Origin of the sequence: Amedibacterium intestinale, assembly GCF_010537335.1 — a bacterium.
Lineage (GTDB): Bacteria > Bacillota_I > Bacilli_A > Erysipelotrichales > Erysipelotrichaceae > Amedibacterium > Amedibacterium intestinale.
Genome location: NZ_AP019711.1, coordinates 1,914,069 through 1,930,008, shown reverse-complemented (window position 1 = coordinate 1,930,008; position 15,940 = coordinate 1,914,069). Strand labels below are relative to the sequence as shown.

General features: G+C 34.6%; 13 protein-coding genes and 1 riboswitch. Of the genes, 7 read left to right on the top strand and 6 right to left on the bottom strand.

Going from position 1 to position 15,940, the window contains the following annotated elements:
* Positions 1 to 15: 15 nt before the first annotated feature.
* Complete coding sequence (locus A9CBEGH2_RS09645) at positions 16 to 573, bottom strand: folate family ECF transporter S component (RefSeq protein ID WP_115716292.1); 558 nt, start codon at positions 571 to 573, stop codon at positions 16 to 18.
* 59 nt (positions 574 to 632) lie between these two features.
* Positions 633 to 730, bottom strand: a riboswitch (THF riboswitch).
* Positions 731 to 889: 159 nt separating this feature from the next.
* Between A9CBEGH2_RS09645 and pta (A9CBEGH2_RS09640) the strand changes: the two genes are divergently transcribed.
* From pta (A9CBEGH2_RS09640) to A9CBEGH2_RS09610, 7 genes are all read left to right on the top strand, one after another.
* Positions 890 to 1,873, top strand: coding sequence for a phosphate acetyltransferase (gene pta / locus A9CBEGH2_RS09640; RefSeq protein ID WP_163104670.1), 984 nt, complete (start codon positions 890 to 892; stop codon positions 1,871 to 1,873).
* A gap of 210 nt (positions 1,874 to 2,083) precedes the next feature.
* Positions 2,084 to 3,058 carry a phosphate acetyltransferase gene (pta, locus tag A9CBEGH2_RS09635; RefSeq protein ID WP_118277947.1) on the top strand — a complete coding sequence of 325 codons (975 nt, stop codon included), beginning with the start codon at positions 2,084 to 2,086 and terminating at the stop codon, positions 3,056 to 3,058.
* Between the two features lie 139 nt (positions 3,059 to 3,197).
* Positions 3,198 to 4,349 (top strand): RpnC/YadD family protein, encoded by a 1,152-nt coding sequence (locus A9CBEGH2_RS09630; RefSeq protein WP_163104668.1) that lies wholly within the window; start codon positions 3,198 to 3,200, stop codon positions 4,347 to 4,349.
* A 192-nt stretch (positions 4,350 to 4,541) separates the two neighbouring features.
* Positions 4,542 to 4,778, top strand: coding sequence for a hypothetical protein (locus A9CBEGH2_RS09625; RefSeq protein ID WP_115716296.1), 237 nt, complete (start codon positions 4,542 to 4,544; stop codon positions 4,776 to 4,778).
* A gap of 236 nt (positions 4,779 to 5,014) precedes the next feature.
* Entirely contained in the window at positions 5,015 to 5,737 is a 723-nt protein-coding gene (locus tag A9CBEGH2_RS12600) for a collagen-like protein (protein WP_147360171.1), read from the top strand.
* A 2-nt stretch (positions 5,738 to 5,739) separates the two neighbouring features.
* Positions 5,740 to 6,798, top strand: coding sequence for a tetratricopeptide repeat-containing glycosyltransferase family 2 protein (locus tag A9CBEGH2_RS09615; RefSeq protein WP_115716846.1), 1,059 nt, complete (start codon positions 5,740 to 5,742; stop codon positions 6,796 to 6,798).
* A 212-nt stretch (positions 6,799 to 7,010) separates the two neighbouring features.
* Positions 7,011 to 8,972 carry a penicillin-binding transpeptidase domain-containing protein gene (locus tag A9CBEGH2_RS09610; RefSeq protein WP_115716299.1) on the top strand — a complete coding sequence of 654 codons (1,962 nt, stop codon included), beginning with the start codon at positions 7,011 to 7,013 and terminating at the stop codon, positions 8,970 to 8,972.
* A 409-nt stretch (positions 8,973 to 9,381) separates the two neighbouring features.
* On the opposite strand, the gene A9CBEGH2_RS09605 is transcribed toward A9CBEGH2_RS09610, so the two are convergent.
* The 5 genes from A9CBEGH2_RS09605 to A9CBEGH2_RS09575 form a co-directional block, all read right to left on the bottom strand.
* The gene (locus tag A9CBEGH2_RS09605) at positions 9,382 to 9,873 is read right to left on the bottom strand and encodes a hypothetical protein (protein ID WP_118277556.1); all 492 of its coding nucleotides are present in this window, start codon (positions 9,871 to 9,873) and stop codon (positions 9,382 to 9,384) included.
* 43 nt (positions 9,874 to 9,916) lie between these two features.
* The gene (locus tag A9CBEGH2_RS09600; protein ID WP_008394611.1) at positions 9,917 to 11,530 is read right to left on the bottom strand and encodes a recombinase family protein; all 1,614 of its coding nucleotides are present in this window, start codon (positions 11,528 to 11,530) and stop codon (positions 9,917 to 9,919) included.
* A gap of 1,105 nt (positions 11,531 to 12,635) precedes the next feature.
* Positions 12,636 to 13,850, bottom strand: a complete 1,215-nt coding sequence (locus A9CBEGH2_RS09585) for a replication initiation factor domain-containing protein (RefSeq protein WP_008394618.1) — start codon at positions 13,848 to 13,850, stop codon at positions 12,636 to 12,638.
* 408 nt (positions 13,851 to 14,258) lie between these two features.
* Positions 14,259 to 14,726, bottom strand: a complete 468-nt coding sequence (gene ribH, locus A9CBEGH2_RS09580; RefSeq protein WP_008394619.1) for a 6,7-dimethyl-8-ribityllumazine synthase — start codon at positions 14,724 to 14,726, stop codon at positions 14,259 to 14,261.
* Positions 14,727 to 15,932, bottom strand: coding sequence for a bifunctional 3,4-dihydroxy-2-butanone-4-phosphate synthase/GTP cyclohydrolase II (locus A9CBEGH2_RS09575; RefSeq protein WP_008394621.1), 1,206 nt, complete (start codon positions 15,930 to 15,932; stop codon positions 14,727 to 14,729).
* Positions 15,933 to 15,940: the final 8 nt, after the last annotated feature.

Here is a 15,940-nt window from a genome sequence, read left to right as displayed (position 1 = left end):
TTTTTTACAGTTAAACTATTTATTTTTATGAATAGATATTCTAGATGCAGTCTTTAAGGTAATATAAAGCAATGCAGTATCTATTGGAAACATCACTATATTTTTTATGATACGTGGCATAGCAAATAAAGCATTGCCATATAAAATATTAAGCCAGATAGGTGTTAATATAAGATTAATGACAATAACTACAGTTAATCGACATAAAATGGTTCTTGGAAGTGTAACCTCTTTTTTGTAGAGAAAACATCCGTAAATAAAAGCACTGACAAAAGCATTAATGGTAAATCCAGGGAAAAAAGGTCCAGATGGTCTTACAATATAATTTAATAAATCCGCAATAACACCAGCCAGTCCAGTTAGTAATGGACCATACATCATGGCACATACACCAACTGCCAAGTAACTAAATGAAATCTCTAATAGATTACTGATAACGATCCTGACAGAAGAAATAACCACATGTAAAGCCGTTAACATGGCACAGCCACATAAAGATTTAACACTTTTTATTTCTAAAGCGGAATCTTTTATGCGCTGCATAAAAGTAAGAGTATTTTGTTTTGTATGCATATAAAAAACCTCCTTTTCCATATTGCATATAGAAAAAGAGGTTAATTTTTCCTATGTGCAACAGCGGGATGCGAGAAAGAAATCGCAAGAAACACTTTTCGCCCGTCTGACAACTCCCCGTTCAGACGATACTTAACGCTTCTTTCTCTACTCTGCGTACAGTTGTGATTATAGACGCTTTTGTATAAAAAAACAACTTAAAAGTATAAATAAATTTATAAAAATAAAGAAAAGATTGTGAATTTTTTTATTAGTAAAAATAAGCTTTTTTACATATATACAAGTTGTATAATAATAGTAGAGAGAAGGTGAATTTATGTTTCATGCGCTAAAAGAAAAAATTAAAGGAAAAGGAACAAGAATCGTATTTACAGGAGGAAGTGATCAACGTGTTATTGAAGCGGCCATTCGTTTAAAAAAAGAGAATATTCTTGAGCCGATACTACTAGGAAATCGTGAAGAAATTTTGTATGCCGCAAAGGGGAAAGGATTTGATGTAGAAGGAATTGAACTACTAGATCCAAAAGAGTATCATTCTATAGATAAAATGGTAAAGCGTGTAGTTGAACTTCGAAGAGGAAAATTGGATGAGAAAATGGCTTACGAAGAATGTCTAAAACCCAATTTTTTTGGAACGATGTATGTAGAAATGGGATATGCTGATGGATTATTAGGCGGGGCAACTTATTCCACAGCCGATACGATTCGACCTGCATTGCAGCTGATACGTACAAAAGCGGGGAATTCTATTGTATCCAGCTGTTTCATTATGTTGAAAGAAGGAATAGAGCCATTGGTCATGGCGGATTGTTCAATTAATATTGATCCTACGATTGATAATGTTGTAGAAATTGCATTGCAGACGGCAGAAACAGCACGTCAGTTTGGAATTGAACCGCGTATGGGACTGTTATCCTATTCAACTTTAGGTTCTGCAAAAGGTACAAGTGTAGAAAAAATGCAGGAAGCATCAAAACGTTTAAAAAGAATTTCCCTGGACTTTGAAGTAGAAGGAGAACTACAATTTGACTGTGCAATTGTTCCAGAGGTCGCAAAACTGAAGGCACCAAAATCAAGAATTGCAGGAAACGTTAACACGTTTATTTTTCCTAATATTGATGCAGGAAATATTGGGTATAAGATTGCGGCACGCTTAGGAGAGTATGAAGCAGTTGGACCAATCCTTCAAGGATTAAATGCACCAATTAATGACTTATCAAGAGGCTGTAATGCAGAAGAGGTATATAAGATGGCAATGATTACAGCTGCACAAAAATATATGAATAAAGAAGAAGCATAAATAGGATAATATTAGCGGATGCATAAAAATGCATCCGTATTCATTTCGTTGGTTAAAAGGTATAAAAATAACATAGAAGAGATATAAATTCTGATTTTCTATAGAAACAAAATAATAGAATTTGTGAAAATTTTCATTTGTGTAAAAATGCTTTTTTTATACAAATACAGGGTGTATAATTATCTTTGGTAAGAAAGAGAGGAATCATAAATGATTAACGCACTTAAAGAAAAAATCAAGGGGAAAGGAACAAGAATCGTTTTTACAGAAGGTTCTGATCCACGTATCTTAGAAGCCGCTGTTCGTTTACATAAAGAAAAAGTTGTAGAACCAGTATTATTGGGAAATCGTGCAGAAATTATTGGTTCTGCACAGGCTGAAGGATTTGATATTGAAGGGATTGAAATGTTAGATCCAGCTGAATACAAAAACATGAATATGATGGTAAAACGCGTAGTTGAATTACGTAAAGGAAAAATGGATGAAGCTGCAGCACGTGAAGCATGTCTAAAAACAAATTTCTTCGGGACAATGTATGTTGAATTAGGATGTGCTGATGGATTGCTTGGTGGAGCTACTTATTCTACAGCAGATACAGTTCGTCCAGCACTTCAGTTAGTAAAAACAAGACCTGGAAACTCTATTGTATCTAGCTGCTTCATTATGATGAAAGAAGGAGAAGAAACACTTGTTATGGGTGACTGCTCAATCAACATTGATCCAAGTGCAGATGATTTGGTAGAAATTACACTACAGACGGCTCATACTGTACGTCAGTTTGGAATTGAACCACGTATTGGTTTATTATCATATTCAACATTAGGTTCTGCAAAAGGTACAAGTGTAGAGAAAGTAAAAGAAGCATCTACTCGTTTAAAACGTATGCCTTTAGATTTCGGTGTTGAAGGAGAAGTTCAGTTCGACTGTGCAGTAGCTCCTGAAGTAGCAAGCTTAAAAGCTCCAAACTCTACAGTAGCAGGAAAAATCAATACTTTTATTTTCCCAAATATCGATGCAGGAAATATTGGGTATAAAATTGCTGCTCGTTTAGGTGGATATGAAGCTATTGGACCAATCCTACAGGGATTAAATGCACCAATTAACGACTTGTCTCGTGGATGTAATGCAGAAGAAGTTTACAAAATGGCAATCGTTACAGCTGCTCAGAAATACATGGATATTTAATAAACATAAAAATTATGCGGATACACGAAAGTGTATCCTTTTTATTTGAGAAATATATAGATAATAAAAATGAATTTCATGAAAAATAATTATAAGAAATTTTATTACTTTTTTGTATTTTTACCTATTGGTTTCGTATATGTATAGTGAAAAGGATAAAGTGTATCCAAACATGCTTTCCATATATCACGATATCGGTATAGACAAACAATATTCTTATTTTATAATGAAGATGGATATCTCTTATCTTTCCTTCATCAATATTATATCCGATCAAGAAGTATCAAAAGAGGAGCTGATGAATATGGGAAAACAGGATATCGCACTAAAATCTTATTTCAAAAATAATGATCGCTTTGCGGATTTAATTAACACAGGCATATACAATGGCATACAGGTTGTTAAACCTGATGATTTGGAAGAACTTGATACGGATTCATCGCTGTATATCCATACGCAGGGGATGAAGATTCCCCTTGCAAGAGTAAGAGATGTTATCCGAAAATCTGCAGGAGATTGTGAATATGTGATTTATGGGGTTGAAAATCAATCCAGTATCCATTATGCAATGCCTTTGCGTGTGATGATGTATGATACTTTGACCTATGAAGCAGAATGCAGACAGTTTGTAAATACGAGAAGAAACAGGAAAGACAGTGAATATCTTTCTAAAATGCGTAAAAATGATCGTATTCATCCAGTATTTACACTAGTCATATATTATGGAGAAGCACCATGGGATGGGGCAAGAAGTCTGAAAGACATGATGGTGGATATGCCGAAATGGATGGAAAAAAGATTCAATGACTATCCTATGAAGCTGCTGGAAATAGGAACCTGCAGAAATACATTTCAAAATCAGGATATCTTTAATTTCATAAAGATTATACAGCTTTTATACAGTGACAAAGTAGAAGAACTGCAAAGGTATTATGCGAATATAAAAGTAGGAAGAGATACAGCAGAACTGGTAGGAACGATAACGGAAAATGAAGAAATATTAAACTATGTAAAAGAACATAAAGATGAGGAGGAAATCAACATGTGTGAAGCAACGAAGAGATGGGAACAAAGATGGACACGAAAAATTACAGATGGATTCATCAATATGATGGGAGTTAGAAAAGAAGGAGAAGAAAATCTTGCTCCTGAAGAGGCTATTAAAAGATTAAAAAGTGAAGGCGAAAAAAAAGGCATAGCGAAAGAGAAAATAGAAATAGCACAGAAAATGCAGGAAAAAGGATATTCGACGAAAGAAATAGAAGAACTAACAGGAATACTTTTGCATTAAAAATTACATATAGGAAACCTCTTTGTATGCTTTTATACGAAGAGGCTTCTTTTTTTGCTAAGGTAAATAGAATATTGATATATTTAAAAAATATGTCAATGTGAGGATACAAGTCGTGAGAAAATTATGGCTTTTTTATGATTATTCTATGCTTTTGTGATATAGTTTAAATATACAAGGGAGGTGCTTTTTATGTTGACTATCTTTAATCGCACAGTAGTTTTTATGACTTATAATGAGGAAAATATGAGAAAAGCATGTTTTTCATTAGAACATTGCAATATTGATTACATATTAAAAACCACAAAGATTGCAGATGTATATGCAAAGGATGAGGGACTTCAGATTGCATATAAGGTTTATGTAAGAAAAGATAAGGCAAATGAAGCACAGGCCTGTATTCATAAAGCTTTATTTGATGAAGATTAATATTGTAAAGATCTGTAAGCTATTAGTTTTGTGTCTATATCTAATGGAGTCATCTTAAGGAAAATACTTAAGAGTGATTCCTTTTTTAGTAGCTTGTTTCATTAATTTTATAGTATCAAAAAGTATTGACTTTATGAAATTAATTTTCTCTTTTCTTAAATTTCATGGGACAAAACACTATCTTGTGCATATAAATAAAATGTACAGGATAAAAGCCTGAGAAAGGAGTTTGTACTATGCGAAACAATTATTATGACGATGATATGTGTGATTATGATTTTATGAATGATTGTGATTGCAGATGCAATCGAGAATGTGATGATCATCTAGAAGAAAAAAGAGGTCCAAGAGGGGAACAAGGTCCTAGAGGATTGCAGGGTATGCAGGGAAAGGAAGGTTTGCCTGGACCAAGAGGTCCACAGGGAGTAACAGGCCCACAAGGACCAATAGGCCCTCAAGGAATTACGGGTCCTAGAGGAGCACAGGGTGAAATGGGACCAACAGGACCTATGGGGCCACAAGGTCCAAGAGGACCAGAAGGACCAAAATGTGAAGTTTCTTTTGCGGCAGGAAGTTTATATACGATGAAGGATATGGAAATATGTCCAAATGAAGCTGTACGTTTTGAATGCAGCAATATTTTAGATGGATTTTCTGTAAGTGAAGATGGAGATGCCTTGATCGCAAGAAAAGAAGGATTATATTTAATTCAATACAGTATTACAATTGATCATTTGGAAGGCTGTGAAGGTGTATTCATGTTAACGATAAATCATGAATGTCTAGAAGAATCACGTCAGCCAGTTATATCTGAATGCAGTGTTGTAAGTGGAAGTGCACTTGTTCGTTTAAAAGATGAAGACTGCATCCAGTTATGCTTTGATGGAGATCAGCCAGGTATCAGCTGCAGCTATTGTGATTGCACAAATGCAATGTTAAGTGTTGTACAGATTTGTTAGAAATGAATACGATTAGTGTATGCATGATAGTAAAAGATGAGGAGGCAGTGCTAAAACGCTGCCTTCTATGTGTAAAACAATTTGCGGATGAAATCATCATTGTAGATACAGGAAGTATGGACTCTACAAAAGAAATTGCGAAACGATATACCGATAATATTTATGATTTTCCATGGAATCATGATTTTAGTAAAGCAAGAAACTTTTCTTTTTCAAAAGCAAGTATGGACTATATATTTTGGCTTGATGCAGATGATGTTATCAACAAAGAAGACTGTGAAAAAATCCTTAGTTTAAAAAAAGAACTGCATCATGATGTAGCTGCAGTAATGATGAAATATGTGGTATCCGTAGATGAAAACAATCGTCCTTTATCTTATTTTTATCGGGAAAGGATGGTAAAAAGAGAAAATGGATTGGAATGGCTAGGAATTGTACATGAATGTTTAAATATAAAAGGAAATATTGTATATAGCCCTATTAAAATCTTTCATGATCCTAAAAAGAAAAAAGATGTATCACGTAATCTTGCTTTATATGAAAAGCAAAAAGAAAAGAATATTACGTTTAGCGCAAGAGATTTATATTATTATGGCAGAGAGCTTTATGAACATAAAGAATATCAAAAAGCTCTATCTGTATTAAAACAGGTACTTGAAAAAGATACATGGATAGAATATAAGATTGGTACCTGTGAAATATTAGGGATGATTTATCAAATATTAAAAGATAAAGAAAATGCACTTTTGATGTATTTTCAAAGTTTTCTATATGATGAACCAAGGGCAGAAATATGCTGCTGTATTGGCGAATGTTTCATGCATTATGAGGAATATAAGAAAGCTGTTTTCTGGTATCAGCTCGCTTTAAAAAGAAATCGTAAAGATAGAGAAGGTGCTTTTATTAGAGAAGATTGTTATGGATTCTTACCTTCAATACAGTTATGCGTTTGTTACTGGATGTTACATGATAAAGAAAAATCCTCCTATTATCATACATTATCTAAAATTTATCGCCCTAAACATCCTGCTGTTTTATATAATGAAAAGATATTTCAGTAAAAAAGGTGCATGTTTTTATACTGCGCCTTCTTTTCTGCTGTTGATATTGTTATTTCTCAAATAACCAATGAAGTTGTGTTTGGTATAAAAATATAACATAACATTTATTAACAAACCTTAAGTAAAAGATCTTGTCTATATATGTAGAAGTTATTGTTGGAATTAGAAAATAATGGTATTCTTACAATAGAAAGATAGTAGGGAGTGAGAGTATGGAAAATAATCGAAAAAAAGGGATAGTGATTGCTGGTATTGTCATTGCTTTGCTTGTTATTGCAGGAAGTGCATTCTTCTTTTTAACAAATAAACCAAGTCCAAAGAAAACATTTGAAGAATTTGCTGGCTTACTAGAAGAGGGAAAATATGAAGAAATGTATACATATTTAAGTAAAGATGCAAAAGCAAATTGGGCAAAAGATGATTTTGTAAAACGTTATAATAATATCTTTCGTGGAATTGAGGCAAACAATATAGAAATTAACGTAACAGATGAGAAAGATGGTATTGTAACGTATGAAGAATCTATACAGACAATGGCAGGAAAAATTTCTTTTACACATGAAGCTAATTTAGTAGAAGAAAAAGATGATACTAGTAGTTATAAGGTAGATTGGAACAGTACTTATGTATTTCCAGAACTTGCGGATAGTGACTATGTAAGTGTACAGACAGAAAAAGGAAAACGTGGAACGATTGAAGATCGAAATGGAACAGCTTTGGCAACGGAGGGAACTGTGTATTCTGTTGGTATGGTAGCCGGACCTAAGGCTACGCAAGGTACACAGAAAAAACTGGCAGAGATTGTTTCAATTGATGAAGATTCTATTAAACAGGCAATGGATGCAGGTTGGGTACAGGAAGGAATGTTTGTTCCTGTAAAAACAATTTCTGAAAAAGATAAAAACGCGATTTCTCAAGAATTAGGTAACTTAGAAGGTGTTTCTGTTCAGGAAAGTACAGGACGTATATATCCATATGGAGAAATGCTGGCGCATGTTACAGGATATGTCCAAAATGTAACTGCAGAAGATTTAGAGAAACATAAAGGAAAAGGCTATACTTCAAGTAGTGTAATTGGGAAAAGCGGTTTAGAAGCTGTTTATGAAGATAAGTTAAAAGCAAACGATGGTGCTGTGATTTTCATTTATGATCAAAATGGAAATGTAAAAAAGGAAATCGCAAAAAAAGAAGCTAAAAATGGGCAAAATATTCGTACAACCATTGATTTGAATACACAGAAACTTGTATACGAACAATTAAAAAAAGATGCAGGAAGCAGTGTTGTCATGAATTCAAAAACAGGGGAAGTATTAGCACTTGTAAGTACTCCTTCCTATGACCCGCAAGATTTTGCATTAGGTATGGATACAAAAACATGGAATGCATTAAATGAAAATAAAGATCATCCTTTAATGAATCGTATAACTTCTGTATATACACCAGGTTCTACATTTAAAATGATAAGTGCAGCTATAGGTCTAGATAGTAAAACAATTGATGAAAATACAGCCATTGAAAAAGTAGAGAAATGGCAAAAAGACAAAAGCTGGGGAAATAATTATGTAACAACTACAGAACAATATACGGAACCAAGCAATTTAAAAAATGCTTTGATTTATTCTGATAATATTTATTTTGCACAGCTGGCTGATAAGATTGGAAGTAAAACTTATATTTCCTATTTGGATACATTCGGTTTTAATAAAAAATTAAACTTTGAACTTGGTGTCCAGCAATCTACTTATGGGGATAAGATGGAAGATATACAGAAATTATGTGCAACAGGATATGGACAAGGAGATTTGCAGATTTCTCCTCTTCATCTAACAAGTATCTACACTTCTCTTGTAAATGATGGAACCATTCTTCAGCCATATTTGGTATATAGTAATAACGAAACAAAAACAATGGTAAAGAATGCCTACAGTAAAGAAGCGGCAAATATCGTATACAAAGACTTGCAGGCAACGATGAATCATTATGGAAGTAATCCAACCAATGCAGCCGGAAAAACAGGAACAGCTGAAATTGATAATGGAAAAGAAACTATCGGATGGGTAAGTGCAGTAAATGAAAATATCGCAATTACAATGATGGTAGATAAAACAAAAGATAAAGGGTATAGCCAGTATGTTCTTCCAAAAGTACAAAAGATTTTGACAGAAGTTAAATAAAAAAGAAAAAGCGTGAAGCTGTGCTTAAAATGCATACTTGCGCTTTTTTTATATTCTTATGTAAAAGTTAAGAAAATCTTTAAATTGCGATTTTTGGATATATTGATATTAAACGAACTGCGATTTTTGGATATGTTATTGTTATAGAAGTATTTTCCTTTGTTTAAACATACAATCTATAATAAATTTGATGGTTGAAAAGAGAAAAATATGTTAATTCTAAAACGATAAACATTATGAATTTGTGTTGTTACTAATAAAAAAGCAGATTATTTCTAACCTGCCAATGAAATACATTTATTCATATTTTTTCCCAACAATGTAAGTTATAACACATAAGCCTATGGATAAAATAAGAAGAAATGGTTTGGTTATATCTTTCCATAAAGCAGCATATCCAAGAAGAAAGCTAAGATAACAAAGGAATGGAAATAAAATGGCAACATAAAGTAAATACTCGTAAAACAGTTAATACATGTATCCAGTTATTGTTGTTGAATGATAAACCTGTCATATGAATTCTAAATATTCCCTGGGAAACAAAATTAATCTTATTCTGATCGTAATATATAGGTAGTAACTCTTTCGCAAAGACACAAGACCAAAGCGCAAAGAAAAGCATGAAAGAAGTGATATAGAAACTATTTTCTATTTGTTTGATAGGAATCTTAGAAGTATATAATAAGATTATTTCTATACCATTGATAATCAATGTAATAAGAAATGCAAGTATCCATTTCTTTTTTCTTTTATGAATCGCATTTTGTAAAGATACATCTAAGGATTCTGCTGAAGATGTAGTTAGATTTTCATTACTTTCTATTTTTTCTCCTTGTAATAATTCGGCTACACTAATATCAAATACATCCGCAATAGGGGCAAGAAGCGCAATGTTTGGCATACCATTTCCAGTTTCCCTTAGTTAAAGATATGAACCCTCTTTATCAGTCTACTTTTCCAATAAATCGGTAGTATATCTCTATTTCCTGTATTCTTTCGTTCTCCTCATTCGTTGTTGCTTCGTGAATAAGGATTTTTTCTATCATTGCATTTAATAACGGTGCTGTCAGTTCCTTTGGTACGGAATACTCCTTGATTAACTCAATCCACTTTTCAGCACCTATCATATCCTGTTCCATTTTACTTAATTCTTCTCTTAGGTTGGTTATCTGCTGTTCAAGTTCTATCTGCTCTTTTTGATATTTCCCCGACAGCATGATGAAGTTTCGTTCCGTTATCTTCTCACAGGCTCTATCTTCATACATTTTTGCAAATAAACGGTCAATCTCATTTTGTCGGTTCTCGGCTTTCTTCAAGGCACTTGCCTTTTTCTTCTTTTCCCGTATTCGCTCTGCATTGCCGACTTTCTGTATTTTGTTCAATACCTTTTCTTCGTCCTGCTGTACTGCCTTAGCCCAATACTGCAATCGTTCCAATACAGCTTGATACAGCACATCATAGCGGATATAGTGCATAGAACAATAACCTTTGCCAAACTGTCCGTAGAAACTACAAGAATAATAACTATACGGTGTTTTATTTGCCTTATTTGTCGCAAACCTCATAGACCAGCCACAATCCGCACACTTGACAAGCCCTGCAAATATCGGCGTTGCCTTTTCCTTTGTCTGTCTACGCCTTGATTTTATCTGCTCCTGCACACGATAGAACACTTCCTTGTCAATAATCGGTTCGTGCGTGTTTTCTACTCGAAACCATTCGCTTTCGGGCTTTCGTACTTTCTTCTTGCTTTTGAAAGAAACGGTTGATTGTCGATTATGAACGCTGTTTCCGATATAGACTTCACTTTTCAATATCGCCTTTACATGAGCAATCGTCCACTCATAACGCTTGCTTTCGGGCTTTCCCTCAAAGATATGAGCAAAAGTACCGTACCTTGTAAAATTCAACCAAGACGCTGTCGGGACTTTTTCTTCTCGCAGTATTTTTGTGATTTTGGCACTACCGTAACCTTGATAGGCTAGAGAGAAGATTTTTTCAACAATCCATTTTGTTTCCTCATCAACCAACAGTTTCCCTTTGATGTCGGGGTGTTTCTTATATCCTAACGGAGCATAAGCCCCATAATACGCACCCTCTGCAAATTTCGTCTTAAAGGCTGATTTCACTTTACGGCTCGTATCTCTTGCCACCCATTCATTGATGATGTTCTTAAATGGTGCAATCTCACTTTCGCCTTTTTCGCTGTCCACACCGTCGTCAATCGCTATGTAACGGACATTATGGCTGGGAAAATACAATTCTGTATATTGTCCTGTCATAATATAATTTCTACCAAGTCGTGATAAGTCTTTTGTTACAACACAGTTGATTTTTCCTGCCTCTATATCCTCAATCATTCTTTGAAAACTCGGTCTGTCAAAATTTGTTCCCGACCAGCCGTCATCAATATATTCATCAATCACATTCAAATGATGTTCTTTTGCATATAGACGCAACATACTTCTTTGTGTGGTAATGCTGGAACTTTCGCCCTGTAATTCATCATCTCGGCTTAACCTAAGATAAAGTGCAGTATTGTAAATCTGTTGTTTCATTGTCAGTTATCCTCCTTTATAACTAACCCGTGTTTACAATACCTGCTTGCAAGTAAAGTATAACACGGGTACTTTTTGTCATTCAATCTATTTCTTACAACTGCACCGATTTTATGCGATTGTCTGCTTTGCTTTTTCCAACATGACATCAGTTAGAAGTTCTTCCATTGTCTTTCCCTTTTCGGAGAAATGCTCTTTTACAACAATCTTTGTCTTTCCTCTGTTGCCAATGCCACACTTGTTATTTTTCTTTTGAATTGTTTTTACAGCATTATCAATAACACATACCCCCTTTCTGTAAAATCTTTCTAAGCAATTCAACGGCTTTTGTCATAGCCCACAGGACTTCCACCTCTGCATAGTTCTTATGTAGCCGTACCCATTGCGTGCGACGCTTTTAACGCTCAAGCTGTGGCTGTACGGGAGTATCATTATCTGACAGCACAGGTCATGGCGATAAAAGAGGACAAATCTTTTACAAGAACACAGATAGGTTGTCGCTCACTTTTGCAGGAGAAAGGTCATGGCGTATCTGTTTCAACGGCTCGCTGTCTGTCAAAGGTATTGAATTGCTTTATTCAGTTGTCAAAGAGCGATTGAAAGAAGAAAATCATCTTTCCTATATATCGCGTTGGAAAAGAGTAAAAGCGTAACCAATATTCAAAACTTTTTTCTTTTCTTGTACCATATAGGGAAAGAAATTGTCATTCTGCTAAGTTGATGATGAAAAGATTTCTTTTCACACCCTAACTACCTATGCAATACCGTTACTGCCAACTATGAAATGAAAGATTTTGTTTGCTCCATATAGGGAACGACAACTACCAAATGTTAAGTTGAGAATGAAAATATTTTCTTCTTTTCACATCAACACTCAACTGCTAATACCTGTTTGAATACAAATTGAAGATACTTTGTCTTCTTTCACATAACACTGTCCACTCATCTTGAATTTCCGACATTTTTTCAAAACTTTTCTTCTTTCACTCCATATAGGGAATGGAAACCTTGATTTGATGACCTATTTTCAAAAAAAGTTAGATTTCCTTTTCTCGTACCATATCTGTACACAAGTTGATGTTTTGTTGCAGATATTTTGAAGAAATTAAAAAATACCGTCATTCTCTTGTGGGACAGCGGTATCTATGCGTTCTTCTATGGTTGATTTTTCTAATTGTAATAAGTGTTTATGCTTATCTTTGAGTTCTGCCTGCTCAATCATATCTTTCAGTATCGTTGTATGATTTTCTCTGTCTAATGCTTGTACCATTTTTATGGTTGGTGCAACCTGTCTTTGTAACCAATGTAATGCCTTTTGTAAAGTATAAGGTTCTGGTTTAGTCGTTAATCGTATCGGCTCTCTATTTTCCCCTATAAACCATGCCCAATCATCATTTGTTTTCCATTGACTTTTCGGTTTATCATCTTCTCTATCAACAAAGCGGACATAATGATTGATGATAGAAAAAGCGGTGCGTTCAGCGTCCCGATAGGTCAGTAAATCTACAACCGCATAATAGGCTCGTTCATTCTTCATGCGTATTTCAAAACGGTTCTTGATTTCTGTATCTTCAACTTCTATGCCATTTTTGACATACTGCTCGTAATTTTTCTGATAGGCACACATATATAACTCACTACTGGTTGAACCGAGATATAAGGTTTCTCCTGTATTCTTTGGTAAATCGCTACCACATTTTTCCGTACCGCTGTAATCTTTCTGCATACGAAAGTAGGAGATACATTCGCCAGCCTTGTATTTTTCCTTTAACTTTGGAATATCTAATATTCCTGCTTTATCATTGATTGCCAAGTCAAGTCGTTTCATCTTACCACCTGCCGTTAAACAATCCAGCATAAAGTCATACCATGAGCGTTCCTGTGCCAATAGATAACTTTCCATTTGCCGACACCCTCTGCCTTTTAGTTCTAATAAAACACCTAAATGCTCTTGCATGGAACACATGATGTTGATGTCGCCTAAAACATATTTGCTTTCATATCCGTATTTTCCAAAATCTTCATAAAGCATATAATCGGCTTTTAGTTGTAATACTTCACGAATAATCTTTAATGCGTCTGTCGTAGGAAAGCGGACACGGAAGTAATCAATCAACAGAAATAGTGGTTCTTGCGGATTGAAACGCTCAATCTGTTTTTCTATCGTTTGTTTTAGTTCAGCAGAGGGAACAACAGTCCCATTCTCTATCTGGTTAAAATATGTACGACTGATACCACAGGCAACAGCAAGTTTTCTTTGTGTTACTCCATATTCTTCACGCTTTTGTCTTAATTCTTCTATAAAGTTTTTATCATTCATTCTTCAATTCCTCCAATCAAAAAAGGCAACTACCATATTTGATAATTGCCTATACTTAAATTTCCGCAAAAGAAAAGACAATCAATTTCTCGTTTGAAATCAACTGTCTTTCCTATGTCTTATTCAATTTTTATGTATTAAATGAGTGCTTTTTAGTTAACACCCTATTAAAAGCGATTTTACCTTGTAAATACAGCGTTTTCCGCTTAGTAGTGTATATTGTTTCTTGTTTTTTGTGCCCCCCTTGTTAGATAACGGGGGCTTACTGTTCGCTCGCAAGCTCGCTCAACTGCCGGAGTGAACCAGCCACTAAAAACGGTGGAAAAATCTAAGAGATTTTCCCACCGCCGTGTCTGGATCACTCCGCCTATTATGCTTTTTCGCTTTACCTTTTAATCCCCAATCATATTATACCTCTAATGCACGAATTAGATTTACCATTTCAATAGCTCCCTGTGCACATTCAGAGCCTTTATTTCCTGCTTTGCTACCAGCTCGTTCTATCGCCTGTTCAATCGTATCTGTCGTAAGAACACCAAACATAACTGGTGTTTCGGTATTTAAACTGATTTGAGCAATTCCTTTTGATACCTCACTACACACATAATCATAATGGCTTGTACTACCTCGAATAACTGCTCCCAAACAAATAATCGCATCATATTTTTTACTTTTTGCCATTTTAGACGCTATCAAAGGTATTTCAAATGCTCCCGGAACCCAAGCTACCTCTATGTCCTTTTCACCAACATTTTCTCTTTTCAAATTATCTAATGCACCTGCTAATAGCTTAGAAGTTATAAACTCATTAAATCTTGCTACAACAATACCGATTTTTATATTTTCTGCTACTAAATTTCCTTCAAAAGTGTTCATTTATTTTTCCTCCATATTCAAAATGTGTCCCATTCGGTCTTTCTTTGTCTTTAGATAAAAACTATCATAAGGATTTGCTTCTATTTCAATCGGTACTCTGCTTGAAATTTTCATTCCATAATCTTCTAACTGATAAACTTTATCAGGATTATTTGTAAGTAAATGCAATGATTTTATTCCCAAATCTCTTAAAATCTGTGCACCGATATAATATTCTCTTAAATCGCCTTGAAATCCTAATGCAAGGTTGGCGTCAAGTGTATCCATACCGTTATCCTGTAAATGATAGGCTTTTAGTTTATTGACAAGCCCGATACCTCGTCCCTCTTGTCGCATATAAAGCAATACACCAGAACCATTTTCTGCAATCATTTTCATTGCTTTATCTAACTGCTGTCCACAATCACAGCGTAAAGAGCCAAAGGCATCTCCTGTTAAGCACTCTGAGTGGACACGACATAGCACATCGTTTCCATTATTCAAATCTCCCATAACCAATGCAACATGATGTTCTCCATTCAATTTATTGATATAACAATGTGCTTTGAAATTCCCATATTTTGTAGGCATTTCTACAACCGAAACACATTCTACAAGCAAATCATATACTTTTCTGTATTCCTGTAATTCTTTAATTGTGAGGGTAGGTATATGGTGTGTTTGAGAAAACTGAATTAAATCAGGTGTTCTCATCATTTTCCCGTTTTCATTCATAATTTCGCAACATAAGCCACATTCTTTTAAGCCAGCCAACCTCAATAGGTCAACCGTTGCTTCTGTATGTCCATTTCTTTCCAAAGCACCTCCGTTCTTTGCAATCAGAGGAAACATGTGCCCCGGTCTACGAAAGTCAAAGGGATTTACATTCTCAGTCACACACATACGAGCCGTTAATCCTCTTTCTTCGGCAGAAATACCTGTTGTAGTATCCTTATAATCAATAGAAACTGTAAAGGCAGTTTCATGGTTATCTGTATTATCTTCAACCATAGGGGAAAGCATGAGCCTGTTAGCCAGACTTTCACTCATAGGCATACAGATTAAGCCTTTTGCATAAGTCGCCATAAAATTAACATTTTCTGTTGTCGCAAATTGTGCCGAACAAATTAAATCCCCCTCATTTTCTCTCTCTTTATCGTCCATAACCAAAACAAGTTTTCCCTCTTGTAACGCCTGCAATGCCTCTTTTATTTTTTGATATTTCATAATTCCTT

What these genes read in the sequence shown, in the direction of transcription:
- A9CBEGH2_RS12600 (WP_147360171.1), top strand. Translation starts at nt 5,015, where the DNA reads ATGCGAAACAATTATTATGACGATGATATGTGTGATTATGATTTTATG.
- A9CBEGH2_RS09625 (WP_115716296.1), top strand. Translation starts at nt 4,542, where the DNA reads ATGTTGACTATCTTTAATCGCACAGTAGTTTTTATGACTTATAATGAG.
- A9CBEGH2_RS09610 (WP_115716299.1), top strand. Translation starts at nt 7,011, where the DNA reads ATGGAAAATAATCGAAAAAAAGGGATAGTGATTGCTGGTATTGTCATT.
- ribH (WP_008394619.1), bottom strand. Translation starts at nt 14,726, where the DNA reads ATGAACACTTTTGAAGGAAATTTAGTAGCAGAAAATATAAAAATCGGT.
- A9CBEGH2_RS09585 (WP_008394618.1), bottom strand. Translation starts at nt 13,850, where the DNA reads ATGAATGATAAAAACTTTATAGAAGAATTAAGACAAAAGCGTGAAGAA.
- A9CBEGH2_RS09615 (WP_115716846.1), top strand. Translation starts at nt 5,740, where the DNA reads ATGAATACGATTAGTGTATGCATGATAGTAAAAGATGAGGAGGCAGTG.
- A9CBEGH2_RS09645 (WP_115716292.1), bottom strand. Translation starts at nt 573, where the DNA reads ATGCATACAAAACAAAATACTCTTACTTTTATGCAGCGCATAAAAGAT.
- A9CBEGH2_RS09600 (WP_008394611.1), bottom strand. Translation starts at nt 11,530, where the DNA reads ATGAAACAACAGATTTACAATACTGCACTTTATCTTAGGTTAAGCCGA.
- pta (WP_163104670.1), top strand. Translation starts at nt 890, where the DNA reads ATGTTTCATGCGCTAAAAGAAAAAATTAAAGGAAAAGGAACAAGAATC.
- A9CBEGH2_RS09575 (WP_008394621.1), bottom strand. Translation starts at nt 15,932, where the DNA reads ATGAAATATCAAAAAATAAAAGAGGCATTGCAGGCGTTACAAGAGGGA.
- A9CBEGH2_RS09605 (WP_118277556.1), bottom strand. Translation starts at nt 9,873, where the DNA reads ATGCCAAACATTGCGCTTCTTGCCCCTATTGCGGATGTATTTGATATT.
- A9CBEGH2_RS09630 (WP_163104668.1), top strand. Translation starts at nt 3,198, where the DNA reads ATGTATAGTGAAAAGGATAAAGTGTATCCAAACATGCTTTCCATATAT.
- pta (WP_118277947.1), top strand. Translation starts at nt 2,084, where the DNA reads ATGATTAACGCACTTAAAGAAAAAATCAAGGGGAAAGGAACAAGAATC.